This window comes from Mesorhizobium sp. CNPSo 4684 (assembly GCF_057784315.1).
Map to the genome: position 1 here is coordinate 84,589 of NZ_JBWLUX010000018.1, position 24,721 is coordinate 109,309.

26 protein-coding genes are annotated in these 24,721 nt (G+C 63.1%); 12 read left to right on the forward strand and 14 right to left on the reverse strand.

Translation table 11 applies throughout. The annotated features are described in order from the left end of the window. The 3 genes from AC04SG_RS18535 to AC04SG_RS18545 all read left to right on the forward strand — a co-directional run bounded on the left by AC04SG_RS18535 (position 1) and on the right by AC04SG_RS18545 (position 1,894). Positions 1 to 561: a slr1658 superfamily regulator gene (locus AC04SG_RS18535; protein ID WP_488552210.1), complete on the forward strand. Its 561-nt coding sequence runs from the start codon at positions 1 to 3 to the stop codon at positions 559 to 561. 18 nt (positions 562 to 579) lie between these two features. Further along, positions 580 to 918 (forward strand): slr1659 superfamily regulator, encoded by a 339-nt coding sequence (locus AC04SG_RS18540; protein ID WP_488552211.1) that lies wholly within the window; start codon positions 580 to 582, stop codon positions 916 to 918. Between the two features lie 253 nt (positions 919 to 1,171). After that, on the forward strand, positions 1,172 to 1,894 hold the full coding sequence (locus tag AC04SG_RS18545; protein WP_488552212.1) for an ATP-dependent DNA ligase: 723 nt from the start codon (positions 1,172 to 1,174) through the stop codon (positions 1,892 to 1,894). Positions 1,895 to 1,943: 49 nt separating this feature from the next. Here AC04SG_RS18545 and AC04SG_RS18550 read toward each other — a convergent pair whose 3' ends face one another. Together AC04SG_RS18550 and AC04SG_RS18555 are read right to left on the reverse strand one after the other, a co-directional pair. Continuing rightward, positions 1,944 to 4,166, reverse strand: coding sequence for a sensor domain-containing diguanylate cyclase (locus AC04SG_RS18550; RefSeq protein WP_488552213.1), 2,223 nt, complete (start codon positions 4,164 to 4,166; stop codon positions 1,944 to 1,946). 208 nt (positions 4,167 to 4,374) lie between these two features. Beyond that, positions 4,375 to 4,563 carry a hypothetical protein gene (locus AC04SG_RS18555; protein WP_142868598.1) on the reverse strand — a complete coding sequence of 63 codons (189 nt, stop codon included), beginning with the start codon at positions 4,561 to 4,563 and terminating at the stop codon, positions 4,375 to 4,377. Positions 4,564 to 4,742: 179 nt separating this feature from the next. Between AC04SG_RS18555 and AC04SG_RS18560 the strand changes: the two genes are divergently transcribed. The 3 genes from AC04SG_RS18560 to AC04SG_RS18570 all read left to right on the forward strand — a co-directional run bounded on the left by AC04SG_RS18560 (position 4,743) and on the right by AC04SG_RS18570 (position 8,090). Continuing rightward, positions 4,743 to 7,034: a cation:proton antiporter domain-containing protein gene (locus tag AC04SG_RS18560; protein WP_488552214.1), complete on the forward strand. Its 2,292-nt coding sequence runs from the start codon at positions 4,743 to 4,745 to the stop codon at positions 7,032 to 7,034. A gap of 18 nt (positions 7,035 to 7,052) precedes the next feature. Next, positions 7,053 to 7,619, forward strand: a complete 567-nt coding sequence (locus tag AC04SG_RS18565; RefSeq protein ID WP_488552215.1) for a hypothetical protein — start codon at positions 7,053 to 7,055, stop codon at positions 7,617 to 7,619. Between the two features lie 168 nt (positions 7,620 to 7,787). Beyond that, the gene (locus AC04SG_RS18570; RefSeq protein WP_488552216.1) at positions 7,788 to 8,090 is read left to right on the forward strand and encodes a DUF1330 domain-containing protein; all 303 of its coding nucleotides are present in this window, start codon (positions 7,788 to 7,790) and stop codon (positions 8,088 to 8,090) included. A gap of 150 nt (positions 8,091 to 8,240) precedes the next feature. Here the strand turns inward: AC04SG_RS18570 and AC04SG_RS18575 are convergent, their stop codons facing one another. Both AC04SG_RS18575 and AC04SG_RS18580 read right to left on the reverse strand, forming a co-directional pair. Next, the gene (locus AC04SG_RS18575; RefSeq protein WP_488552217.1) at positions 8,241 to 8,870 is read right to left on the reverse strand and encodes an ankyrin repeat domain-containing protein; all 630 of its coding nucleotides are present in this window, start codon (positions 8,868 to 8,870) and stop codon (positions 8,241 to 8,243) included. A gap of 131 nt (positions 8,871 to 9,001) precedes the next feature. Beyond that, positions 9,002 to 10,213 (reverse strand): MFS transporter, encoded by a 1,212-nt coding sequence (locus tag AC04SG_RS18580; RefSeq protein WP_488552218.1) that lies wholly within the window; start codon positions 10,211 to 10,213, stop codon positions 9,002 to 9,004. Between the two features lie 356 nt (positions 10,214 to 10,569). Between AC04SG_RS18580 and AC04SG_RS18585 the strand changes: the two genes are divergently transcribed. Both AC04SG_RS18585 and AC04SG_RS18590 read left to right on the forward strand, forming a co-directional pair. After that, entirely contained in the window at positions 10,570 to 10,821 is a 252-nt protein-coding gene (locus AC04SG_RS18585; RefSeq protein WP_488552219.1) for an endonuclease domain-containing protein, read from the forward strand. Positions 10,822 to 10,941: 120 nt separating this feature from the next. Continuing rightward, the gene (locus tag AC04SG_RS18590; RefSeq protein ID WP_488552264.1) at positions 10,942 to 11,370 is read left to right on the forward strand and encodes a VOC family protein; all 429 of its coding nucleotides are present in this window, start codon (positions 10,942 to 10,944) and stop codon (positions 11,368 to 11,370) included. Positions 11,371 to 11,463: 93 nt separating this feature from the next. Here the strand turns inward: AC04SG_RS18590 and AC04SG_RS18595 are convergent, their stop codons facing one another. Further along, on the reverse strand, positions 11,464 to 12,048 hold the full coding sequence (locus tag AC04SG_RS18595) for a dihydrofolate reductase family protein (protein ID WP_488552220.1): 585 nt from the start codon (positions 12,046 to 12,048) through the stop codon (positions 11,464 to 11,466). 120 nt (positions 12,049 to 12,168) lie between these two features. On the opposite strand from AC04SG_RS18595, the gene AC04SG_RS18600 reads away from it, so the two are divergent. Further along, positions 12,169 to 12,585: a winged helix-turn-helix transcriptional regulator gene (locus tag AC04SG_RS18600; protein ID WP_488552221.1), complete on the forward strand. Its 417-nt coding sequence runs from the start codon at positions 12,169 to 12,171 to the stop codon at positions 12,583 to 12,585. 222 nt (positions 12,586 to 12,807) lie between these two features. Continuing rightward, complete coding sequence (locus AC04SG_RS18605) at positions 12,808 to 13,008, forward strand: hypothetical protein (RefSeq protein ID WP_488552222.1); 201 nt, start codon at positions 12,808 to 12,810, stop codon at positions 13,006 to 13,008. 200 nt (positions 13,009 to 13,208) lie between these two features. Here the strand turns inward: AC04SG_RS18605 and gcvA are convergent, their stop codons facing one another. After that, a complete protein-coding gene (gene gcvA / locus AC04SG_RS18610) occupies positions 13,209 to 14,108 on the reverse strand; it encodes a transcriptional regulator GcvA (RefSeq protein WP_488552223.1) in 900 nt (299 codons plus the stop codon). 130 nt (positions 14,109 to 14,238) lie between these two features. Between gcvA and AC04SG_RS18615 the strand changes: the two genes are divergently transcribed. After that, complete coding sequence (locus AC04SG_RS18615) at positions 14,239 to 14,943, forward strand: SDR family oxidoreductase (RefSeq protein ID WP_488552224.1); 705 nt, start codon at positions 14,239 to 14,241, stop codon at positions 14,941 to 14,943. Positions 14,944 to 14,977: 34 nt separating this feature from the next. Here AC04SG_RS18615 and AC04SG_RS18620 read toward each other — a convergent pair whose 3' ends face one another. The 8 genes from AC04SG_RS18620 to AC04SG_RS18655 form a co-directional block, all read right to left on the reverse strand. After that, positions 14,978 to 15,886, reverse strand: a complete 909-nt coding sequence (locus AC04SG_RS18620) for a carbohydrate ABC transporter permease (RefSeq protein WP_192248980.1) — start codon at positions 15,884 to 15,886, stop codon at positions 14,978 to 14,980. Between the two features lies 1 nt (position 15,887). Further along, the gene (locus AC04SG_RS18625) at positions 15,888 to 16,739 is read right to left on the reverse strand and encodes a carbohydrate ABC transporter permease (RefSeq protein ID WP_376740443.1); all 852 of its coding nucleotides are present in this window, start codon (positions 16,737 to 16,739) and stop codon (positions 15,888 to 15,890) included. A gap of 287 nt (positions 16,740 to 17,026) precedes the next feature. Beyond that, a complete protein-coding gene (locus tag AC04SG_RS18630; RefSeq protein WP_488552225.1) occupies positions 17,027 to 18,352 on the reverse strand; it encodes an ABC transporter substrate-binding protein in 1,326 nt (441 codons plus the stop codon). Between the two features lie 39 nt (positions 18,353 to 18,391). Then, complete coding sequence (locus tag AC04SG_RS18635) at positions 18,392 to 19,477, reverse strand: ABC transporter ATP-binding protein (protein WP_488552226.1); 1,086 nt, start codon at positions 19,475 to 19,477, stop codon at positions 18,392 to 18,394. A 195-nt stretch (positions 19,478 to 19,672) separates the two neighbouring features. After that, positions 19,673 to 20,263: a DUF922 domain-containing Zn-dependent protease gene (locus AC04SG_RS18640; protein WP_488552227.1), complete on the reverse strand. Its 591-nt coding sequence runs from the start codon at positions 20,261 to 20,263 to the stop codon at positions 19,673 to 19,675. A gap of 70 nt (positions 20,264 to 20,333) precedes the next feature. Continuing rightward, positions 20,334 to 21,617 (reverse strand): D-tagatose-bisphosphate aldolase, class II, non-catalytic subunit, encoded by a 1,284-nt coding sequence (locus AC04SG_RS18645; RefSeq protein ID WP_488552228.1) that lies wholly within the window; start codon positions 21,615 to 21,617, stop codon positions 20,334 to 20,336. Further along, positions 21,614 to 22,597 (reverse strand): tagatose kinase, encoded by a 984-nt coding sequence (locus AC04SG_RS18650; protein ID WP_488552229.1) that lies wholly within the window; start codon positions 22,595 to 22,597, stop codon positions 21,614 to 21,616. Before AC04SG_RS18650 ends, AC04SG_RS18645 begins: the two co-directional genes overlap by 4 nt. Positions 22,598 to 22,837: 240 nt before the next feature. After that, positions 22,838 to 23,095: a DUF1127 domain-containing protein gene (locus AC04SG_RS18655; RefSeq protein ID WP_488552230.1), complete on the reverse strand. Its 258-nt coding sequence runs from the start codon at positions 23,093 to 23,095 to the stop codon at positions 22,838 to 22,840. Between the two features lie 170 nt (positions 23,096 to 23,265). On the opposite strand from AC04SG_RS18655, the gene AC04SG_RS18660 reads away from it, so the two are divergent. After that, positions 23,266 to 24,693 carry a LuxR C-terminal-related transcriptional regulator gene (locus AC04SG_RS18660; RefSeq protein ID WP_488552231.1) on the forward strand — a complete coding sequence of 476 codons (1,428 nt, stop codon included), beginning with the start codon at positions 23,266 to 23,268 and terminating at the stop codon, positions 24,691 to 24,693. The last annotated feature ends 28 nt before the right edge of the window (positions 24,694 to 24,721 follow it).

Below are 24,721 nucleotides of genomic sequence, written 5' to 3' on the forward strand. Positions count from 1 at the left end.
ATGACAACGCTGTTCGGGACCCCTGACATTGCAATCGGGATGAAGGAGAGCGTCAGTCGCGTTCGGCTGTTCGATGGACCTCTCGACTTGAGTTGGCGTCATTGTGCCACCACCTCGGACTTCATCGCCGATCTTTTCGCGTTGCGCTTCCGGTCGTCCCGCAATGACTACATCGAAGTGCGGCACAGCATCGGATATCTGGTCAACGAGTTAATCGAGAACGCCGTCAAGTTCCGCGCACCGGGCGAGATCGTGATCGAGGCATCGATGGATTCGGAGTGCTTCAAGCTCAAGGTGTCGAATGACGTCGATGGTAAAGACGCCTCCGAGTTCAAAAGCCTCCTGGCGGACATTACGGTTGGCGACCCCAGAGACCTGCTGATACAGCGAATCGAAGCGAACGCCGCGAGCCCCGACGTGTCACGCTCCGGGCTCGGATTGCTGACGTTGATGAGCGACTATGGCGCGCGCCTCGCCTGGATATTCAGCTCTACCGACGAAGGCGATCGGATTTGCCTGGAAACCTACGCCTCCATTCCGATCTCGCAAACGCACAACTAGAAGAAACGAAGCCAGGCCATGGAAATCAAGACAGACGACTACCGCGTGTGGAACGAAGGAAGCGATATTTTCTTCGACGGCGCAATGCGGCTTGCCAGTTCCGAGGCCGGTGCGCCCGTCACGGCTTTGGCGACCAGTGTTCTTGCGTCAAATCCTGCTTCCATTACGCTCAATTTAAAGGACCTTTACTTTCTCAACTCTTCCGGCATCAACCTGCTGGCGAAATTTACCATCGAGGTTCGCAAGCATCCCGATGTTCGATTCGTCGTGCGTGGAACGCCCGACATACCCTGGCAATCGAAATCACTGCCGAACCTGAAGAAGCTGCATCCCGCCCTGGTGCTTTTGATGGACTAAGGCCTGTCGGTCTTCAGGCCTGAACACCAACAGGCCTAACTGGGTCACCTAAATTGGCCAAAGGACTGCGTGAGCCAGCGGCAATCCCGGGCAGCATCGGCCGGTCGGTGCAAGAGCGCCGCACCGAGAGCGAGATATGTACGCCAGGATAAGTATCTGGATGCGAAGCTAACGACATTCCGGCCTCGTCCGTAGATGTTCGCGATAGTCCGGCGGGGGCTCGGCACAGGCGGCAGGCGTCCAGATAGCTGGTGTGTCGCTGCCTGTGCCGACAACGCCCCCCGCTACGCGGTCAAAGGTGTCCGTCTTGAGTAAGCGTAGCAAGGTCAACGGCGGCCGGCTGGAGTTCATTCCGCCGCAGATCCCGACTCTGGTCAAGCAACCGCCCGAAGATGGGGGATGGGTTCACGAGGTCAAGTTCGACGGCTACAGGACGCAGCTCATCATCGATCAAGGCGGCGTGCGTCTTTACAGCAAAAACGGCCATGACTGGACGGCAAAATACTGGCCCATCGCGCTGGCAGTCGAGCTGCCATGCAGGGCTGCCATTCTCGACGGCGAGGTCATTGTAGCCGGTGAGCAGGGCGCTCCCGATTACCCTGCGCTGGAAGCCGCGATCTGGAATGAGCCGAGCCGGCTGGTGTTCGTGGCGTTCGACATCCTCCATCTCGATGGTCGCAATCTTGCCCCCTTGCCCCTGCTGCAGCGCAAGCACGCGCTGTGGCAACTGGTTGAACCTGGCGCGGGCAAGATCCGGTACAGCGAGCATTTCGACGGCGATGCGCTGGCGATCCTTCACGCCATCGACAAGATGGGGCTTGAGGGCATCATCTCGAAGCGCGCCGACAGCCGCTACCGGAGCGGACCGTCGACCACATGGCTGAAGGCCAGATATTTCGAGGAAGGCGATTTCCGAATTGCCGAGCGTCGTTCGCCAGCCTGGCACGGCTCCAATGGCCCTGATGGCCACGCTTGACGGCGAGAGACTGTATATCGGCAGCGCTGATTGCAGCTCGGACCGCCAGTTAGCCCTTGTTGTCCACACTCGCTTTCGCGGCGGCCGATACCAGCTGGATCGCGGGCCGCTCGCCGGGAGCTCCGCTCTTGGCGACGACGACGCGGTCGCGTCCTTCGCCTTTGGCATCGTAGAGCGCGTGGTCGGCGGCATTGGTGATTTCTGCCCAACCCGATCCATGCTCGGGGTAGGCGGCAACACCGAACGAGACCGTCACGGTGCCCAGCGTGCGGCCGCGATGCGTCAGGTGAAGCTGCCTGATTGCCTGGCGCAGTGCTTCCGCCCGCTCGGCGCCTTCCTCGAGCGAGCATCCCGGCATGACGATGGCGAATTCCTCCCCGCCGTAGCGCGACACCACGTCGCTTTCGCGCGCGTGCTCGATCAATGTGGCGGCGACTTGCTTCAGCACGAGGTCGCCGGCTTCGTGACCGAACGTGTCGTTGAACTGCTTGAAATGATCGACGTCGAGCATGAGGATCGTCAGCGGCTGGGCCGAGCGCTCCATCCTGCGCAGCTCACGGCTGCTCGTTTCCTCGAGATAGCGCCGGTTGAACAGGCCGGTGTTCGGATCGCGGATCGATTGCTGCCGCAACGTCTCACGCAGGCGCAGATTGGCCAGCGCCAATGCCAGCGTGTCGACGACGCCGCGCAGGATCTGCTGCCTTTCAGCCAGCCATTGCGGCTTCTCGGCTGCGTTCGGTTCGCACAGATGCAGGATGCCGAGCGTCTCGCCTTGCGCCGCCAGCGGCATGCAGACGTAGCCCTTCTTGCCATTCTCGGTGATATGGGCGCAGCGCGGCGTCAGCATGCCCGGGCCGGCGACATGGTCCTGGCCGCGCCGCAGCGCCCAGCAGTCTTCCGGCGCAAATTGCGTGGCGCTCGACCGGACGTCGCCCCAATGCGCCATCTCCTCGACCAGATTGCGCGAGGCGCTGGTCAAATGAACGGTTCCGCTCAAGCCGCCGAGGAACTCGGTCATGGCCGTGCCGACCACTGAAAAAGCTTCGGGGAAGGTCACGCAGGCCTGCAGCAGCTCGCCAAGCTTGACCAGGCGGGTGGTGGTTTCCGACTTCTCGTGCAGCTCGCGGTTAAGCACCGCCAGCTGATCGGCACGCTCGTTGACGACCCCTTCGGCGCGGCGCAGCTCGCTGATGTCGTTGAGGGTGAGGACCAGACCGCCGTCGGATCGGCTGAGTGGGCTGCAGCTGGCGATGACCGGCAGATGCGAGCCGTCGGATCTGGTCAGGCGCACCTCGCCTTGGTGCTGGCGGCCGGTGGTCAAGGCCATTTCGATCGGTGAAGCGCCGGCTGCGAAGCCGGCACCTCTCGGGTCGCGCACCGTCAGCACCGAATCCCATTGCTGCCCGACAATCTTGTCGGCGCGCCGCCCGATCATCGTAACCGCCGCCGGATTGGCGCTGGCGATGCGACCGTCGCTGTCCAGCACGGCGATGCCTTCGGCCGCCGTCTCGACGATATCCTCGACATGCGCCCGCGCCGATGCAAGCTGGTCCGCCATGATGTTGAACCCGTCGGCCAGCTGTCCGAACTCATCCTTGCGGGCGTGGCTGATGCGGGTCATGGCATTGCCCTTCGCCAGCGCTTCCATGCCGCCCATCATATCCTTGAGGCCGGAGCCGAAACGGCTGAGCAGCATCCATGCAAACCCCACCGCGACCAGCACGGCCGCCGCCGCGCTGAGGCCAACCAGCCAGAGCAGGCTGTTGGTGCGCTCTTCGGCGGCATTCAGGACAGGGTCATATTCCAGCAGCACGGCGCCGATGATCGTATCCTCGGGATACTTGATCGGCACCGCGAGTATGGCGTTGACTTCCTCCGGGTCGACGAACTTGCGCGGGACGCCGTCCTCCAGCGTCTGTCCGATCTCGTTGCCGGGATCGTGATCGAACTTGTCGCCGACTTGGTGCTCTTCGTCGGTCGCATGGGCGACGACAGTCTTGTTGCGGTCGAGGACCAGGAAATCCCGGTGCAGGCGGCGGTGCTGGTGCTCCATGAATTGCTTGAGCGCGTCAGGCCGCTCGAACAGCGAAGGCGTCCCGTCGGACGGCTTGAAGACAATGGTGTCGGCCAGTTCGTGCGCGACGTTGGTCGCTTCGGTCAGTCCAAGATATTTGGTCGCGGCGATCTGCGTGAAGATGGCAACGCCGCCAACCAGCCCGATCAAGGCCGCGGCGCTCACCATGCTGAGAATGATCTGGCTTCTAATGCGCATGACACGAATCCGCCGAGGATACCGGCATCCTATACGCTGGATCGAGCCTGTATTTCATTGTCTGTCTTTTATTACCAAATGCTTATCAACGTGCTAACGGCGAGCCCGAACCTTGTCTCGTCGGACGCGATCAAAGACGGGCGATTGCCGGTTCGTCAGTCGATGGCATGCCGAGGCCGCTCCTAGCCGAAGCGGCCTCTTCGTGGGACTACCGCAGCCTTGCCGACCGTGGAAAATCCACCACCTCCGCCACCGGCCGTGTGTACTGGGCCGCAACGATCGCCTCGATCAACAGGTCGAGCGCCGCAAGGGCCTCGCTGCTCGTTTCGTCGTCGCCGCGCAGATAGTGGCCGGCCCGCTCCAGATGCAGCCGGGCGGCGGCAAAGTCGCTTTTCATTAGCTTCTCCTTATTGCCCGCCGTGCGCCGAACATGTGCGACTCGCTTTACCCGAAAGCAAACATCCACAGCCGCCTTTGAATCGAATTGTCCTGACCTCGCCGAATGTGCTGGATGGGAGCGGCGCCCGTGCAACCGATGTCGCATGCAACCGTTATTTCGGGCAGAATGAGGGGTGCATGTCTTTATCGTTCCCGCACAAATGGCGCTGGCTTGTCGCGACCGCGGCGGCGACCCTGTTGCTCACCCCGGGCGCAGCCTTGCCGGCTGAAAAGACCGGCATGTCCAGCGAAGGCATTTTCGTTCTGGAAATCATCCTGCTGCTGGTCGTTGGGCGCGGCCTCGGCGAGCTGCTCGAACGCATCGGCCAACCGGCCGTCATGGGTCAGCTCATCGGCGGCATCCTGCTCGGACCCTCGCTGCTCGGCTGGCTTTGGCCTGAGGCGGAGCGTCTGGTTTTCTCCGGCGACGCCTCGCAAAAGATCATGATCAACGCCATCGCCCAGCTCGGCGTGCTGATGCTGCTCCTGCTCACCGGCATGGAGACCGACCTCAGACTGGTGCGCAGGGTCGGCCGCGCCTGCTTCTCCATCTCCGCCGCCGGCGTCGCGATTCCCTTCGTGCTCGGCTTCGCGGCGGCGCAGGCCATGCCTGCGTCGCTGCTCGCCGAGGACAGCGAGCGCGTCGTCGCCGGCCTCTTCCTCGGCACCGCGCTGTCGATCTCCTCGGTCAAGATCGTCGCAATGGTGGTGCGCGAGATGAACTTCATGCGCCGCGACCTCGGCCAGATCATCGTCTCCTCGGCGATCATCGAGGACACGATCGGCTGGGTGATCATCGCCATCACAATCGGCATCGCGACCAAGGGCCGCATCGACCTCGGCAGCCTTGCCTTCACGCTTGCGGGCGTCGCCGCCTTCATGGCCTTTTCCTTCACCCTCGGCCGCCGCATCGTCTTCGACGCCATCCGCTGGACCAACGACAGTTTCAGCAGCGAATATGCCGTCGTCACCGTCATCCTCGCCATCATGGGCGTGATGGCTTTGATCACCGAGCTGATCGGCGTCCACACCGTGCTCGGTGCCTTCGTTGCCGGCATCCTTGTGGGCGAGTCGCCGATCCTGTCGCGCCACATCGAGAGCCAGTTGCGCGGCGTCATCACGGCGCTGTTCATGCCCGTGTTCTTCGGTGTCGCTGGTCTCTCGGCGGACCTCACCGTGCTCCTTGATCCGCAGCTTGCGCTGCTCACCGTGGCGCTGGTTGCCATCGCCAGCGTCGGCAAGTTCGCCGGCGCCTTCATCGGCGCGGAGTTGGCCGGCATGAGCCGCCGCGAGGGCATCGCGGTCGGCTGCGGCATGAACGCGCGCGGCTCGACCGAGGTCATCGTCGCCTCGATCGGCCTTTCGATCGGAGTGCTTTCGCACAACCTCTTCACCATGATCGTCACCATGGCCGTCATCACCACGCTAGCGATGCCGCCGACGCTGCGCTGGGCACTTGGTCGCCTGACACTCGGCGAGGCCGAAAAGAAGCGGCTGGAGCGCGAGGAGGTCGACCAGCGCGGCTTCGTCGCCAATCTGGAGCGGCTGCTGGTGGTGGCCGACGAAGGCGTCGTCGGCCGCTTCGCCGCCTACATGGCCGGCGTGATCGGCGCCGGCAAGCCGATGACAGTGCTGCATGCCGGCGGCGAGAACGAGGCCGAGCCGGGAGTGGAACCGAAGCTGGAGGAGATCGAGAAGGGGGCCGAGCACAACCGCGAGGCGGCGAAGGACGCCGACGAGCAGCCCGCCGCCAAGGCTCCCGTCACCCGCAGGCACGGCAGGCACGTATCGGCCGAGACCGTGGCGAGGGAGGCGCGCAAGGGTTACGGCGTGCTGATTGTCGGGCTCGGTCGCGCGCTTACCGCCAAGGGCGGCTTCACTCGCCGCCTCGACGAGATCGCCGGCGCCTTCGACGGCCCGCTCTGCCTTGTGGTCAAACCCGCTGCCGCCGGCCGGCAGATGCCGAGGCTCGGACCCGGGGCCGGCCGGATCCTGGTGCCGGTCAACGGCACGTCGGTCGCCCGCCGTGGCGCCGAGCTGGCGCTTGCCATTGCCGCCGTCACCGGCGCGCCGGTCAAGATGCTCTATGTTGCGCGGGTCGGCCGAGACGAGCCGCGCGACACCGTCTCGCATCGCCGCAGGGAGGCGGTGCTGAAAGACATCGTTGCGCTTGCCGACCGCTACGGCGTCGAGATCGAGACTGCCATCCGCAGCAGGGCCGCCGCCGCCGATGCCATTGCCCGCCAGGCCGGCAGGGGGGTGGCGATGATCGTCATGGGCGTGGCGCGACGGCCTGGCGAGGAATTGCTGTTCGGCGAGACGACCAGCAGTGTGCTGCAACGCTGCCGCTGCCCGGTGGTGCTGATTTCCGACGAACGGCTGCCCCGCGACGACGCCGCCCGCGAGGCGCTGCGTTCCGGCACCGGTTGACAAGCCAAGGAGGTCACGATGAGCTTCAGCGCAAAACCCCTCGACGAGACCACATGGCCGCAATTCGCCGCGCTGGTCGAGCGGCACAATGGCGTCTGGGGCGGCTGCTGGTGCATGGCGTTCCACGCCAAAGGCGTCGGCGCTGCCGGGAACCGCGCCGAGAAGGAGGCCCGGGTCCGCGAGGGCCATGCACATGCGGCGCTCATCTTCGACGGCGCGGCGTGTGTCGGCTGGTGCCAGTTCGGCCCGACGCGGGAGCTGCCGCGCATAAAGCACCGGCGCGCCTATGAGGAAGGGCTGACGAGCCTACCGGACTGGCGCATCACCTGCTTCTTCTCCGACAAGGCTTACCGCGGCAAGGGCGTCGCGGCAGCAGCACTTGCCGGCGCGCTCGCCGAGATCGCCCGCCTCGGCGGCGGCACGGTGGAAAGCTATCCCGAGGATGCGGAAGGCCGCTCGGTCGCCGGCGCCTTCCTGCACAATGGCACGCTGGCGATGTTTGAACGCCAAGGTTTTCAGCGCGCCCGCAAGATCGGCAAGCATCGCTGGGTGGTCGCACGGACGGTGGAGGCCGGCGGCGCCTGATAGCTTGGTTCACCAAGCCGTCTCCTCGGATGCGCTTAATATGATTTGATACTAATATGATTGCCGCATCAGTAGATTTCGACGACTTCGGCGGGCGCCGATGCCGTTGCTGATGATGTGCAAGGCAATTTGAGAAGGGACGATTGGCAAACAGGGAGGAGACACGGGATGGCGGCCTATCTTATCGCCGATGTCGATATCACCGACGCGGCCATATTCGATCAATACAGGCGTGAGGTTCCGGCCACCGAGGAGCGCTACGGCGGCCGCTATCTCGCGCGCGGCGGTGCGACCAAGGTGTTCGAGGGCGACTGGCACCCGCACCGCCTCGTCATCATCGAATTTCCCGACATGGCATCGCTTTCGGCCTGGTATGACTCGCCGGAATACGAGCGTTTGAAGGAGATCCGCTTTCGCAGCGCCAGGACACGCATCCTGGCTGTCGAAGGGATCGCGTTGTCGCCGACCTAGAGCATGATCCCAAAAAGTGGGTACCGGTTTTTGGAAAAGATCATGCTCCAACAAAGGGGTAGATCATGATGAGATTTCAACCAAATCTCATCGTGATCTAGGCCGTGATCTGTCGCGCTGGGAGAAATGTGGCGGAGCGATCTGACGCGCTTACTTGCCTTCGAAGAAGGCGTGGATCGCTGCTTCCAGCGTCTCGATAAGCTCGGCATTGCGGGTGCTGCCGGCCCAGATCAAGGCATTGAGCCGCATGTCCTTGTTGAGGAAGTTCACCTTCCTCGTTTCCAGCAGATATTGCACCACGTCATAGTGCCGCCCCTTGATCGCCTCGATAAGCGCGCTGTTGCGGCCGGTCTTGTCGGCCGCATTGACATCGGCGCCGCGTTCGACGAGCAGCCTGACGATCCCCAGATGCCCGGTCCTTGCCGCCTCGATCAGCGCCGTCCGGCCATAATAGTCGGCGCGCGCGTCGATATCGATGTCGCGATGCTTGATCAGCGCCGTTATGGCGGCGTGGTGTCCCTTGGCCGCGGCGAGGCTGAGCGGCGTGCTCTTCCATTTGTTCCTGGAATTCACGTCGATCTGCGGATGCGAAATCAGCGCTTCGAGCACCGGGCCGCGGGCGTTGTGGGCCGCCAGATGCAACGCCGACCAGCCGCCTTCATCCGTCTGGTTGATGTCAGCCCCCGCTGCCAGCTCGGCGCGGAGGGTCGCGATGTCGCCTGTCTCCGCCGCCCCCAACAGGGTCGACCAGCCTCTCGCGTCCTCGGCTTCCAGGCCCACTGCTACTGCCTCCGTGAACAGACTTGGCAAGGATGCACGCCGGCCTGGCCGGCGGTATCTTCGGCCGGAAGCCTTTCATAATCGCATGCATGGGGCAAACAGATTTCCGCGCCGGACGGGAACCAGCGATTTCAAGCCGCTTGCAGCCGCTCCCGGCCGGGCTGCGGCGGGAAGGCGATGGCGATGCCGGCGGCACCCAGGCCAACTAGCGCCGAGCCGATGAACAGCCAGGAATAGCTGGCATAGGCGTCGAAGATCATGCCGCCGGCGAGCGGCCCGAACGACATGCCGAGGCTGGACAGCAGCGTGGCGGCGCCGAGCACCGTGCCGATGATGCGCGGCCCGAAATAGTCGCGCGCCAGAACGGCATAGAGCGGCATGACCCCGCCATAGGTGGCGCCGAAGATGATCGCCAGGAGATAGAATTGCTCGAGATTGCCAACGGCGAGATAGGCGGCGATCACCACCGCCTGGATGGCTAAGCCCACGATCAGCACCGGCTTGGCGCCCAGCCTGTCGCCGAGCACCCCGTAGAGCACGCGCCCGCCAAGGCCGGCAAGGCCCTCGACGCTGTAGATCGACACGGCGGCCATGGGTGCTACGCCGCACGACATGGCATAGCTCACCATGTGGAAGATCGGTCCCGAATGCGCCGCGCAGGAGGCGAAGAAGGTCATCCCCAGCACCAGGAATTGCGGCGAGCGCAGCGCTTGGCCGACGCTGAAGCCGGGATCGTCCGCGACAGGCGCGGGCGCACCGCCATCCGATGCCGCGACCGCCACCGACGGCTGGCGCACCAGCAAGACGGCGGGCAGCAACAGCACCCAGGCCATGATGCCGATGTCGAACATGGCGGTACGCCAGTCATAGGCGGTGATCAGCCAGCGCGCGAAGGGCGAGATCGTCATCGGCGCCACGCCCATGCCGGCCGAGACCAGCGACACGGCAAGGCTGCGGTGGGTGTCGAACCAGGCGGTGGTCAGCGCGATCATCGGCGCGAAGAAGGCGCTGGCCGCCAGCCCGACGATCACGCCGTAGCTCAACTGGAAGACGATGAGCGAATTGGCGCGGCTCGCCACCACCAGCGACAGGCCGAGCAGCACCGCGCCAGCAAAGACAACGGGGCGGGCGCCGACACGGTCATAGATGGCGCCCCAGGCAAAGCCGCCGGCGCCCATCACCAGAAAGTTCAGCGTCATGGCGCTCGAAATACCGGTGCGCGACCAGTTGGTGTCGAGCGCCATCGGCTCCAGAAAGATCGCCAGCGAAAACATCGCGCCGAGCGCCACACAGGTCATCAACGCGCCCGCCGCGACGATGACCCAACGATAGGAATTGTTCATGGTCTTCTCCAGAAATCGGTTCGATGCGGCGCCAGCTCCATTGCGCCGCTTGCGTCCGAAGGACGTTGGTGGGATTTCGAATCCGACAATCCGGTTGCATTTCTTATCCGGATTTTTTGGCGGCGTTGCGCACTATCTCCCCCCTTGTGGGGAGAAAGCGATTTCAACATCTTAGCCGTAGACTAAGTGTTAGAAATCGCAAGAGAGGGGGTTTTCACGCGCCCCTGCGCCAACAGGTTCCGCCACCACGCCGTGCCTTTGCCAGAGAGATGCGTTCCGATGCAACGAAGGCCGAAAACATCCTTTAGCAGGCGTTGCGGAACAGGCAACTCGATGGCTTGAAATTCAAGCGGCAAGTGCCGCTGGACGGCTACATCCTCGACTTCGTTTGTTTCGAAGCGCGGCTGATCGTCGAGGTCGATGGCGGCCAGCATTCGGAATCCGAAAAAGACGCAGTGCGTGACAGGCATTTCGAAATGAAGGGTCTGAGGACGCTGCGCTTCTGGAACGACGAGGTGGTGCAAAACATCAACGGTGTATGCCTGACAATCCTGGCAGAAGTACGCAAAGGGGACGGCCAAGCAAATCCCCTCTCTTGCGATTTCTAACACTTAGCTTCGCTAAGATGTTGAAATCGCTTTCTCCCCCACAAGGGGGGAGATAGAGCTTGCGCCTCGCGCATTGACGATATCGTCGCTGGTTCTAGATTGATCCGCTCATAACAGGAGATATCGCTCATGGAGCTGCATCGCGGCCGCCTCATCGACCACATCCAGCTGGTGGTCAGGGATCTCAAAGCAAGCCGGCGTTTCTACGAAGCAGTGTTCAAGGTGCTTGGTGTTCCGATCGGTGGCGAGGCCGAGGACTATTTCTGGGCCGACGAATTGTTCATCTCCAGCCTCGACAGCCGGGCGGCGAGGGGGCAGCTGACCGGGCGTCATCATTTGGCCTTCCAGGCCAGGGACAACGCCATGGTCGATGCCTTCTACAAGGCGGGCTTGGCTGCCGGCGGCACCGACAATGGCGCGCCAGGCGAGCGGCCCTACCATCCCGGCTACTACGCCGCCTTCCTGCTCGACCCCGACGGCAACAACATCGAGGCGGTGTACCACGGCCCGGCGAAGCGCAGCGCTGCTTCGGTCGAGATCAATTTCTAGAGCAGTGCCAGGAAAGCTCCCAGCGGTTCTCGCCCGGAATTCTCTTGAAAACAAGGAGTTGCAGCGGTTTTTCGATTTAGGGATTGAACCAGATCAAGCCGGGGCGTAGCGGTTCACCACCATGCCGCAGGCGTAGGCTTTCGAGCCGACGAGGCGCAGTTTTCTGAAGCCGCCCTGGTCGAAAATCCGCTCGCCGTCGCCGAGCGCCGCCGGATTGATGAACAGCTGGAACTCATCGACCAGCCCCGCCGCAATCAGCGCCGAGGCAAAGCCGGCGCCGCCGAACACCGCCATGTCGCCACCGCTCTCGGCTTTCAGCGCCTTGACCTCGCGCGGCAGGTCGCCGCTGGCGAGGACGGTGCGCTCCCACCGCGATGACGCGAGCTTGTCGCTCAGCACCACCTTGCGCGCCTCGACGATGCGCTGCGCAAAGGCGTAGAAGGGATCGCGCGGATAGTTTTTCGCCGCATTGCCCCAATGGGTGAGGTAACCCTCTTCGGCCATCTTGCGGCTGAGCAGGATGGTGTCGATGCCGGCGAACACGGCGTTGAAATCGTGCTTCAATTCGTCGTCCCACGGGGAATTTCCGCCCCATTCCCAGAGCTGCCAGTGCTCGTCGCCGGCCGCGCCGACAAAACCGTCGACCGACATCTGCATTTGCAGGATCAGCTTTCTCATCGTCGTTCTCCTCATTCGACCTGAGTGTCGCCCAGGTGGAAAATGGTTTACTTCTAAAATCATTGACGCAAGGAGAAAATGGTGTCAATAGTAAAGTGATTTTAAAATGGAACCATAGAAATGTCGGCCAGGGAAAGATCCGGTTGCCCCATCAGCCTCTCGCTCGAACTGCTCGGCGACCGCTGGACGCTGCTGATCGTCCGCGACCTGGTTTTCGCCGGAAAGACGCACTTCAGGGAATTTTTGCAGTCCGACGAGGGCATCTCGTCGCGCACGCTGGCCGAGCGGCTGCAGACCTTGCAGGATGAGGGCATCGTCACCAAGAGCGACGATCCCACCCACAAACTCAAGGCGATCTACCGGCTGACCGAGGCCGGCATTGACCTGTTGCCCGTGCTGGCGACGCTGGGCGCCTGGGGCAGCAAATACCGCAACGCCGATAACGAACTCGCCAGGATCGCCGACGAACTGGCCGCGGGCGGGGAGGTTGCCCTTGAGCAGATGAAGAAGAAGCTGCGCGCCGAGCATATCGGCTAGGGCGCAACGCTGGCTTCCTTTTCGCGATGATGGCCGGGCTACATCGATTGACGTCCCCGGGTGACGCTATCATCATGCGTCACCAGCTTATCCTTCCCATCCCGCAAATCGCTGTGGCCGTAGCCACGTTTGCGCCGGATTGCCGTCGCCTGAAAGCACGGCGTCTGCCAACCAGCGCGCGGTGGCGGGGGCGGCGTGCATGCCGATCGAGCCCATGCCGCCATGCACGTACAGCCCCTCGATCGCGGTGCGGCCGAAAAATTCCTGCCGGCCGAACTGCAGCCCGAGCGCAGCGGCGTCAACGCCCGCTCTTCGCAACTCGGCCTCTACCTCGTCGGCTTCTACAATCCGGTCACCGGCCTGCTCCGGGAAATCGGCAAGGAGGCGAAGGCGGTGGCGGCTGACATTGCGCGGCGAGGGTAAAGAGACGCTGCCAGCGAAGCTGCCAATCTCCCTCCTTGCGGGGGAGATGCCCGGCAGGGCAGAGGGGGGTGTGAAGGAACGCCAACGATCGACGTCGTCCGTTCCTACCCCCAAATCCAGGGGCTGACCGATAGTTTGACAGGCCAGAGGGACAGCACCCCCCTCTGTCCTGCCGGACATCTCCCCCGCAAGGGGGGAGATCAGCTATCCTCCACCCCCGCCTCATCCAGCAGCCATTGTCGCACCGCTTGAGTCGGCTCGGGATGGCGTTGCTTGCGCGGCACCACCACATGGAAATCCTGCGTGCCACGCATTTCCGCCTGGATCGGCTGCACCAGCCGGCCGGCGGCGAGGTCGGCGGCGACCAGGAAGCGACTGGCGAGCGCGACGCCCTGGCCGGCAATGGCGGCGTCGATCGCCAGGCCGGTCTGGTTGAAGCGCATGCGTTTGGCCTCGGCGGCCATCTTCAGGCCAAGCGCTTTCTCCATGAACTCCGGCCAAAGATTGTGCGCGTCGTGCAGCAGCACGTGATGCTGAATATCGGTCGGCGCGATCTCGTTCGCGCCGACCGGCAACAGGGAAGGGCTGCAGATGGCGACGATCTGCTGTGGAAACAAAAGATCCACCATCAGGCCGGGGCCGAAGGGCGAACGCCCTTGCCTGACCGCAATGTCGACGCCGTCGGTCTGGAAACTCGACAGGCTTTCGCTGGCCAGAATGCGCAGGTCGACCAGCGGATTGTGCGCCACGAACTCCGGCAGTTTCGGGATCAGCCATTTGGTGGCGAAACTTGGGGTAACGCTGATCGTCAGCCGCGCCGGTTCGGGCCGCAGCAGCAAGGTCGCCTCCGAGATCAGCTCGAAGGCACGGCGGATGTTGGGCACATAGGCGCGGCCCTCGTCGGTGAGCGCCAGGCCGCGGGGCAGCCGCTCGAACAGTTTTGCGCCGAGGTCGGCCTCCAGCCCGCGTATGTGCTGCGCCACCGCGCCTTGCGTCACGTTCAGCTCCTGCGCGGCGATGCGGAAGTTGAGGTGGCGCGCGGCGGCTTCAAAGGCGCGCAGCGCATTCAACGGCGGCAGGCTGAGGAAGGCTTCGGACATGCAGTAGTTTTTCTACAGCTTGATTTCAGGCTTTCTGGTTCGAACCAGATGGCGAAACCGGTTATAGCATTGCTCGAACCTCGGAAACATGGCTTTCAGAGCCGGCCAACCCGCGCGAAGGAAAATCAACATGAGTGTAGAAAAAGTGGCTGTTGTCGTCGCCGGTGGCAGCGGCATGGGCGCGGCGGCGGCGAAACGCCTGGTGGCGGACGGCTTCAAACTCGCGATCCTGTCGTCTTCCGGCAAGGGCGAGGCGCTGGCCAAGGAGCTAGGCGGTCTCGGCGTTACCGGCTCCAACCAGTCGAATGACGATTTGCAGCGGCTCGCCGATCTCACGCTTGAGCGCTTTGGCCGCATCGACGTGCTGGTCAACAGCGGCGGCCACGGGCCGCGCGCGCCGATCCTCGAAATATCGGACGAGCAGTGGCACACCGGGCTCGACGTCTATCTGATGAACGTCATCCGGCCGGTGCGCATCGTGGCGCCGCAGATGGTCAAGCAGAAGGCCGGCGCCATCATCAACATCTCGACGGCATGGGTGGTCGAGCCGAGCCCGATGTTCCCGACGTCCGCCGTGTTCCGCGCCGGCCTTGCCGCTTACACCAAGATCTTCGCCAACACCTATGCAGCGGACAATGTGCGCATGAACAATGTGCTGCCCGGCTGGATCGACAGCCTGCCGGCCACCGAGGAGCGCCGCGACAGCGTGCCGATGCAGCGTTACGGCACGTCGGAGGAGATCGCCGCCACCATCGCTTTCCTCGCCTCGGAAGGCGCCGGCTACATCACCGGCCAGAACATTCGTGTCGACGGCGGCATCATCCGCGCAATCTGACGCATCGGCTTGCCTCCCAATGGACCCCGGCGCGTTATTCCTTCACCGCGCCGGTCATCGAGGAAACATAGTGCTCGACGAAGAATGAATAGAGCACGACGACCGGCAGCGAGCCGATCAGCGCGCCCGCCATCAGCGCCCCCCATTCGTAGACGTCGGAGCGCACAAGCTCCGTCAGCACGCCCACCGGTACCGTCTTGTTTTCGGACGACTGGATGAACGTCAGGGCATAGATGAACTCGTTCCATGACAGGGTGAAGGCGAATATGCCGGCCGAGATCAGGCCGGGCACCGACAGCGGCAGCACGATCTTGGTTAGGATCTGCCACCGGCTCGCCCCGTCTATCAGCGCGCATTCCTCCAACTCGAACGGGATCGAGCGGAAGTAACCCATCAAAAGCCACGTGCAGAACGGTACCAGGAAGGTCGGGTAGGTAAGGATCAGCGCGAAGGGCGTGTCGTAAAGCCCAAGGTTGAACACCATCACCGACAGCGGAATGAACAGGATCGAGGGCGGCACGAGATAAGCGAGGAAGATGCCGAGGCCGACCTGCCGCGCCCCGGAAAACCGCAGCCGCTCGATCGCATAGGCTGCGAAGACCGACGCCAGCAGCGACAGGAAGGTAGCGGCGGTCGAGATCATGATCGTGTTGAGCAGCCAGCCCGGATAGGACGTCTCGAACAAGAGATAGCGGATGTGCTCCAATGTCGGATGCACGACCCAGAACGGATTGAACTGCGCATAGTCGGTCATCTCGAGATTGGGTTTAACCGCCGTGATCGTCATCCAGTAAAAAGGAAACAACAGCACGATGACGAACACCAGCAACGGCAGATAGACCGTTACCACGCGGCGCGGCAGGCTCTGCAGGTAGCCCATGCCGCCTTCGTCGATGTCCGGACGTTTGGTCTTCTTGGTCGCGGCCGTCTTGATCATGACCATGTCAGTCTCTTCCACCTTGTTGCCATTTGCGGCGTTGCAGGCCGAAATAGCTGAACAGGATCGCCGCCAGCAGGAACGGGATCATGGCCACCGCGATGGCCGCGCCTTCGCCAAGCTGGCCGCCGGAAATGCCGCGTTGGAACGACAATGTCGCCATCAGATGCGTGGCGTTGACCGGTCCGCCGCGGGTCAGCACGTAGATCAGCTGGAAATCGGTGAAGGTGAACAGCACCGAGAACGTCATGGTGATGGCGATGATCGGCGTCAGCAGCGGCAGCGTCACATAGCGAAACAATTGCCAGCGCGTGGCGCCGTCGAGCGTGGCGGCCTCGTAAAGCGACTGCGGGATCGTCTGCAGGCCGGCAAGCAGTGTGATGGCGACGAAAGGAATGCCGCGCCAGACATTGGCCGCGATGACCGAGGCGCGCGCGTTTGTCGGATCGCCGAGGAAATTGATGCGGTGGTCGATCAGGCCCATCTGCTGCAGCGCCCAGGACAGGATCGAGAACTGCGAATCGTAGATCCACCAGAAGGCGATGGCCGAGAGCACGGTTGGCACCACCCATGGCAGCAGGACTACCGCGCGGAAGAACGATTTGAAGGGCAGGTTTTCATTGAGGATAAGCGCGAGCCAGAGGCCGAGCGCGAACTTCAGGATCGAAGCGCTGATCGTATACAGCAGCGTGTTGAAGACTGAGAGCCAGAAGACACTGTCGTTCCAGAGGTACTGATAATTCTCGATGCCGATGAAGATGCCGGAGCGGCCGATACGGGCATCGGTGAAGCCGAGCCAGACGCCGAGCCCGAGCGGATAGGTCAGGAAAACCAGGAGCAGCACCGCGGCCGGCAGCATGAAGCCGAAGCCAAGGGAATTGCGGCTCTCGGACAGGCGCGAAAAGATCGACGGACGCGGCTGGGCGGCAACGGACGACACGGCCATGAACAGCTCCTCACGAGCAATTCCAGGAAAAGTGTGTAGCGGCTTTCCGTCCGGAATTGCGTAAAAACTCACACTCAGATCAGGGCAGCGGTTCTATCGAAGCCGAACTGCTCTAGCAGGTTTCCTGGTCGGCCCGCACGGCCACCAGGCGATTTCAGGAACCGGACCGGGCAGCACGGCTGCCCGGTCCGGCTGTGCTCCTAGACGCGGTAGTACCGGTTGGCGCGCTTCTCCGCCTCTTCCATCGCCTCCTGCGGCGTCGCCTGGCCGGTTACGGCCTTGGCGAACATGTCGACCAGCACGTAGTCGGCCATGGTCGCCGCCGAGGCGTAGCCGAGCGGCCCGGCATAGCCGTTGGGACGCAGCGTCGCCGAGGCCTTGGCATAGGCGGCATTGTTCGGGTCGGCCGTCCACACCGGATTGCTGTCGAAGGCCTTCAGCGTCTGGCAGCAATAGCCGGCCGAGGAGGTGATCCAGTCCGACATTTGCGGATCCTCGAACATGAACTGCAGATAGGCCTTGGCCGCATTGGGGTAGGGCGTGTAGTCGAAGATGACCGCCGTGGTCACCTGGAACAGTTCGACCGATTTTCCCACGGGACCGATCGGCAGGTTTGTCGTGCGGATGTCCTTGGCGATTTCGGCCAGTTTCGGATCGTTGTCCTTGTTGGTCTTGGCCGTGTAATAGGCGGAAATACCGTTGGCTATGACGCCGAGTTCGCCGGCCAGGAAGGCGCGGTTGTTGTTGACGTCGAGCCAGCTTTCGGTGCCGGGAATGAAGGTCTTGTAGAGCGCCTGCGCGTACTCGATCGCCTTCAGCGTCTCGGGACTGTTGATGGTCACCTTGCCGCTCTCGTCGACCATCTGGCCGCCATGACTCCACAACAGCCAGTGAGCGTAGTTGTTGCCGTCGCCGACGCCGTGGCCATGCGTGAAGCCCGCCGGATGTCCCTTTGCCTGCAATGCCTTGCAAAGCTCGAGGAAGCCTGCCGTGTCCTTCGGAAACTCCGAGAAGCCAGCCTCCTTCACCCAGCTTTCGCGGTAGACGATTGCATTGCCGATCGTGGCCAGGGGCAGGCCGATGAATTTGCCGTCCCGTGTCGCATACTGCTTCGGCCCGTCGTGCCAGCCGCCGTATTTCGAACCCAGATACTCACCCAGTTCCGTCACGTCGTGCAGCTTGTCGGGATATTGGTGCGGGTCATCGAACCAGACCAACATGAGGTCCGGGCCGGAGCCGACATTGGCGGCGACCGCCGCCTTTGGGCGAATATCCTCCCAGCTTTCCTTGTCGACGCGAACCTCGACACCTGTCGCCTCGGTGAAGCGCTTGGTGTTGGCCAGCCATTGAGTCTCGTCGCCCGAGACGAAAGGCGACCAGCGAAGCAGCCGCAGCTTGGCGCCGTCCTCAGGCTTGTACTTCAATCCCTCCTGGGCAAAAGCGGGCGAGCCGACGAAGCGGCTTCCCAAGGCTCCCGCCGCAACACCTGCGGTCGTGCGGATTACATCCCGTCTCGTGAATTTCATGGTAGTCTCCTCCGGTTTATTTTCCTTGCAGTGCGGTCCTTACCATCCAGTGCGCGTTTCGAATCGTGTTCCGGTTTTGCCGTCAAACAGATGGATCAATCCAGGTTCGGCGGCGAGCCGTATGGTTTCGCCCGGCGTGAAGGAATGGCGTTCCCGGAAATTCGCGACAATCTCATCACCGCCGGCGGTGCGGCCGATCAACTGTATTTCCGACCCGGTCGGCTCGACCACCACGACGGTGACCGGAATGCCCTGATCGGGCGACAGGCGCAGGTGCTCTGGCCGTATTCCCAGCACCACTGGATGAGCATTGGCGACGGCCGGCGCGGCGGCCAACGGCAGGGAAATCCCCCCGGAGCCTCGAAAGGACGGCGAGCCGTCTGTCCCGATTTCACCCTTGATCAGGTTCATGGCTGGCGAGCCGATGAAGCTGGCGACGAAGAGATTGTTTGGCCTGTCGTACAGTTCCAGCGGTGGCCCGATCTGCTCGACGATGCCGTCATGCATGACGACGATCTTGTCGGCCATGGTCATGGCCTCGATCTGGTCGTGAGTGACATAGACTGTCGTGGTCTTGAGACGCTGGTGCAATTCCTTGATCTCGGCGCGCATCTGCACCCTGAGCTTGGCGTCGAGATTGCTGAGCGGTTCGTCGAACAGGAAAACCTGCGGATCGCGTACGATCGCCCGGCCCATGGCGACGCGTTGGCGCTGGCCGCCGGAAAGCTGACGTGGATAGCGCGTCAGCAATGGCAGCAGCCCCAGAATTTCGGCCGCGCGCTGAACGCCGGCATCACTTTCTGCTTTCGAAACACCCTTTAGCATGAGCGAGAACGCCATGTTCTCGGCCACGGTCATATGCGGGTAGAGCGCATAGTTCTGGAAGACCATGGCGACGTCGCGCTCTTTTGGCGCAACGTTGTTGACGACACGCTCGCCAATGGCGATCTGGCCGCGCGAAATCTTTTCCAGGCCGGCGATCATCCTGAGAAGGGTCGATTTCCCGCAACCCGACGGCCCGACCAGCGTGACGAACTCGCCGTCATTAATGTTCACACTGACGCCATGCAGTACCTCGACGGTCCCGAACGATTTGTAAACGTCGCCGATCGCGACAGACGCCATCGATTTCCTCCCGAACAGCTTCTTGCGACGCCCCGAAGGAAACCGCTTCTCTCCCGCCTCGCAACCGTCTCCCATTCCCCAATAGGTCGCGCGACGATCAGACGGTAGCGCTACCAAGCGTGCCTGTAAAGCGGTCACGCGGCCGGTGCTCTTGTCGTTTGAAGGCTCGGCGCAACGACTGGCAGCTCGGCAAAACTACCCTCCATTCACAAAAGCCAGCACCAGCTTCTGCAAATTGCCACCAGGACCGAATTCGACCTTGTCGAAGTCGCGGCTGGCCTGCCGCTGTGCCAGTGAGATCTGGGCAAGCTGCCGGGTCAACTCGGTCCTGATCTTTGTGCAGCCGGGGTCGTCGGCGGCGGTCATGCCGACGCTGATCGCCTCTATCTTGCGCACCATCTCGACGATGGCTGCGCCATGCACCTTTTCATGGGCGGCGAGGCCGGCGGCGAAAATCTCCCAGCTCTTCTGCACGGCGGGAGACAGCGGCGCGGCCGGCTTTGGCAAGGTGTAGGTTATGATGAGTTTCGGCCGCGCCGATTTGAGCACGCAGGCGCCGCCTTGCGGTTTGTAGTCCCGGGTCCAGGTCAGCTTGAAATTGGTGTGTGCAATGACGCGGCCTTTGCCCAGCAAGGGGCCTGCTTCGCCGATCGACGCGTAGAGTTCAGGGCCGCTCTGGCCTGATATGGCGTAGGTCTCGACCTTCTCGACCGGCTTCCAGTCCGCGCGTGCGGGCGAGGCGAGCAGCGAAGCCGCCAGTAGTACGAACAAAACGACTGGTTTCATGCTGATGTCAAAGGGCTGCCAAGGTTTATGCCCTTCGCTCTAGCATCGCGCGCGCCGGCTGACAAAGCAGCTAATCGCTGCCGCCTCGGCAAGCGGCGTCGTAGTCGGCCAGCACCTGGCCGACCGCCGCATGAAAAATCTCCTCGGGATTGCCAGCCGGACCAAGTGTGGCCGGCAGCGTCGGCAGGAACTGCCGCATCAGCGTTTCGGGAATGGCGACGCCGTCCAGTGCCTTGCGCAGCCGGCTGACGGCGGCGACGGCGGCGGGGTTGCTCCAATAGTAGCGAATTCGGTCGCTGTAGCTGTAGTGCCGCTGCAGATAGAGGTCTGCTTCGCTGCCGTGATAGTGGCTGTGCCAATGGCCGGGTGCTGCCAGCATCACTTGCTCCATAGTGTGGGCGAGCGGCCTGTCGCCATAGCCGTCGACCATCTCCGAGGCGATCAGGTCGAGACCGTAAAATGCCTCGCGCAGAGCAAATGTCAGGCCCGGGCCGACCTTGAGGATAGGAAAGCCGTTTGCAACGAGTGCTGTCAGCGCCGTGCGGCTCTGATAGTCGGTGGAATGCGCCTCATAGACGAGCGAGGGTTGCTCCTCGAGCAATCCGGTCAGGCCTTTCGATTTTTCCGGCGCATAGGCGACGACATTCTGGCTGCCGAATTCCACGCCCGGCTGTACCACCACGGCGATAACACGGCCAAAGGCGTCCGTCAGGCCTTCGCGGGCAAAGATGTCGCGATGAATCTCGATCGTGTGGCGCGCCGCTGCCGCTTCAGTAGGCTTCAACTCGCCGATCGCATGATCGACGCCGCCCGGAGCGGGAACCTCGGTGCCGATAATGTAGACTGGCAATGCGCCACCGCGCGCGAGCGCTGCCTTTTCAGCCGCCTTGGCCAACCGCGCCGCCCTGATAGCGATGATCTCGTCATCGAGTGCCGCCGGCTCGCCGGCGCATCCCATCGAGGCGTCGAGATGGATCTTGCTGAAGCCGGCTTTGACAAAGGCACTGACCATGGTTTCGGCCTTGTCCATCGCCTGTGCTGCCGGCTCGGCGCGCCACGGGTTCGGTCCCAGATGGTCGCCGCCGAAGAGGATGCGCGAGGCGTCCAGTCCCTCCTTGCCGGCAATCTCCAGCACGAAGGCCACGAACACCTCCGGCGTCATCCCGGTGTAGCCGCCGAACTGGTTGACCTGATTGCAGGTTGCCTCGATCAGCAGGGTGGCTTCCCTGTCCGCGACGGCGCGCCTGATCGCCGTCTGGATCACCAGCGGATGCGCCGAGCAGATCGAGGTGATGCCGTAGGGCGATCTGTTTCTGCGCGCGGCGGCGAGACCTGCAAGCGGGTTGGTCTTCATGTCGCTCTCGCGGTCCCGGCGATGAAATCGTCAAGCACGTCGAACCCGGCGGTGCCTTCCATGGGGCCGCGCCGCGTGACGTTGCGGGCGCCGGCGGCGTTGGCATAGAGCAGCGCTTTGCCGGGCTCCATTCCCTGGCGGCGGCAGGTCAAGTAGGTCGCGCCGAAACAGTCGCCGGCGCCGGTCGGGTCTACTTCTTCGACCAGGAAGCCGGGACAGTCGATCCGGGTACCATCGGCGCCGAACCAGGACGAGCCGTCGGCGCCGCGCTTCAGCACGATCTCGCCGACGCCTCTGGCAAAAAGCGCCGTCACCGCCTGATGCTGGTCATCGACGCCGGCCGCGGCAAGCAATTCGTCGCCGGAGGGCAGCAGCAGATCGGCATCGTCGACCAGAGCTGCGAATTGCTCGCCGTCGGCACCGTCGATCAGTTCCTTGCGCATATTCGGGTCGAAAGAAGTCGAGCCGCCGCGGGCGCGCACCGCTTTCAAGGCATACGCGACGATCTCCTTTAGCCCGGCCACGGACAAAGTGGACCCCATGACATGCAGATGCCCGGCCCGGTCCGCCAACAGGCGTGCAGCGGTGGTGAGATGGATCTGCCCGGCGGCGGATTCGGCGATGTTGTAGACAAAGTCGCGGCCGCCATCGGGCCGATAGCGCACGAAGGCGCATCCGGTCGGGAAGCGGTCGCTGACATCGACCGCAGAGATGTCGACGCCGCCGCGCTTCAGTCTTTCCAGGTTGAGGGTACCAAAATCGTCGCGGCCGACGCAGCCGATAATGCCGGCGCCGCCGCCCAGCCTGCCGACCTGGTCGATGAAGATCGCCGGTGCGCCGCTCGGGTAGGGACCAACAAGTGTCAGCGGTTCGAGGAAACCCATGCCCCGGTCGGTCGCCATGATCTCGACCAGGATTTCGCCGGCCACAATCGTTGGCCCCGTGGCCTCGGCGGCGATCTCGCGGCGCGAAAGGCTCATGCTTGCACTTCCTCCTCATCCCACCCGACTGCCCGTGGGCATGGCCGTCCAAGCCTGTTGCCGGGGTAAATCGCAGCGATGGCGAAGTCAACGAAACTTTCCACGCGTATATTTTATTTTTTCACCGCGCTGATATCGCAGGATTCGGTTGGCTGCTGTTAGGCCACATGCAAAGCAGGCGGCGACCGCAGCGAAAGGAAGACCATGCTCACGCTTGATGGGGCAAGTCTGCGCCAGAAGTCATCGCCGCCAGAACGGCTTGGCAAGCTCGATCTCGACCTGCTCCATGGTCAGGCCGATGTCGTCGATCAGTTCGGGCGTGTCCCTCGCCATCAGCGCCAGCTCCTCGCGAAACAGGGCACGCTCGAACCATGTGGTAATCAGGCCGATCAGGCCCACCCGGCGCTCAGAGCGGCTGGTCGCGCTGGCCGGCGGTTGGCGAAGGTCGAGCTGCACGGCATCGTAAAGCTCGGATACGGTGGTCAGCATGGTTTTCATCGCTTTGCTCCCTCGGCATGAATGGCCCTGTTGGGAGGGCATGCGAGAAGCTTCGGCCTCAGACGGCGATCGCGCCATCGGCCAGATGCGGTGTTTGGGTTCCCGCATTTGTAGTATTTTGCGTCGGCAACAGTTGAAACCATGCCGATCAGATGGCAGGAAGTTTCTTCATGAACCGCATCGCGACGTCTTCACCGGCTGACGCGCTATCGGACCGCGAGCGTGCGGTGGCGGAAAAATTTGCCTCGGGCCTGACCTATCGCGAGATCGGCGAGGCGCTCTTCATCGCCCCTTCGACGGTCCGCACCCATCTCGCCGCGATCTATGAGAAGCTCGGCGTCAACAACAAGATCGCGCTTGCGTCGCACATCAATGGCGCTGCGCGCGTCGCGCTGGCGCCATCGCTGGCCGAAGCCTCGCCGGTGCTTGCACTGTTTCCGATCGAATGCCTGAATGCCGAGGAGCGCTGGCGTCGCTTCGCTGACGGCCTGTCGTCGGACATCAGCATCGATCTCGCGCGCTACGCGGATCTGCCGGTTATCGCGTTCCACACCATGAAGTCGCTAGGCAGCAAGCCCGCCGATTTCGTCGCCGACGGCAAGGCGCTGGGCGTCACCTATATTGTCTCTGGCCAGTTGCGGGCGGATGACCGGCGGGTCCGGCTGACGATCCAGCTTGCCGACGCACAAAGCGGCGTCAGCCTGTGGAGCGAACGCTACGACCGCCCGGTCGAGGACATTTTCACCCTGCAGGACAGCCTGACTGAAAGTGTCATCAATGTGCTCGCCGGCAGTTTCGGCACGCTCGCCACGCTGGGCCGCAATGCGCTTAGCCGCAAGCCGCCGGCCAGTTTGCGGGCCTATGACTGCTATCTGCTCGGCGTCGAACAGCACAACACGTTCAGCCGTGCCGGCAATGTGGCGGCGATCCGCCTGCTTTCACGAGCGCTGGAGCTCGATCCCACCTTCGCCAAGGCCTGGACCGAGCTTGCCTATACCTATTCGATCGAGGCCTGCAACGGCTTCGGCGACGATGTGCAGAGTTCGATCGAGAACTGGCGGACGGCAATCGAAAACGCCATGAAACTCGACCCGACGGACAGCCACGCCTGTACCTGCCTTTGCGATCTCAGGGCCTGCCTCGGCGACCTCGAAGGGGCGGAGCGCGCGCATCGGCGCGCCTTCGAATACGGCTCCAACCATGCCGACACCCTGGTGCTGCTCGCCGGCAGCCGGACCCTTGTCGTCGGTGACCCCACGGAGGCAATCCCACTCATCGAGCGCGCCATGCGCCTCAATCCGCTGGCCCCGCCGTGGTATTTCGGCATGCTGGGCCGCATCCTGTTCGTCGCCGGCAGGCATTGCGAAGCCATTGCCGCGCTGCGCAGGGGCGCACCGGACTCTCCGAACACACTGATGTTCCTGGCGCTGGCGCATGCGGCGGTGGGCGAGGCCAAGGAAGCAGCCCAGATCGCGGCCCGCTTGAGGGCCGAATTTCCAGGCTTTTCGGTCGAGCGCTTCATCGCTTGCTATCCCGTGACAAACACGGATGCCGCGCTCGCCATTCGCCACGCAGCAAGGCTGGCGAAGCTCGGATAGCCGTAGCAGGAATCGGGTGGCGTGCGCC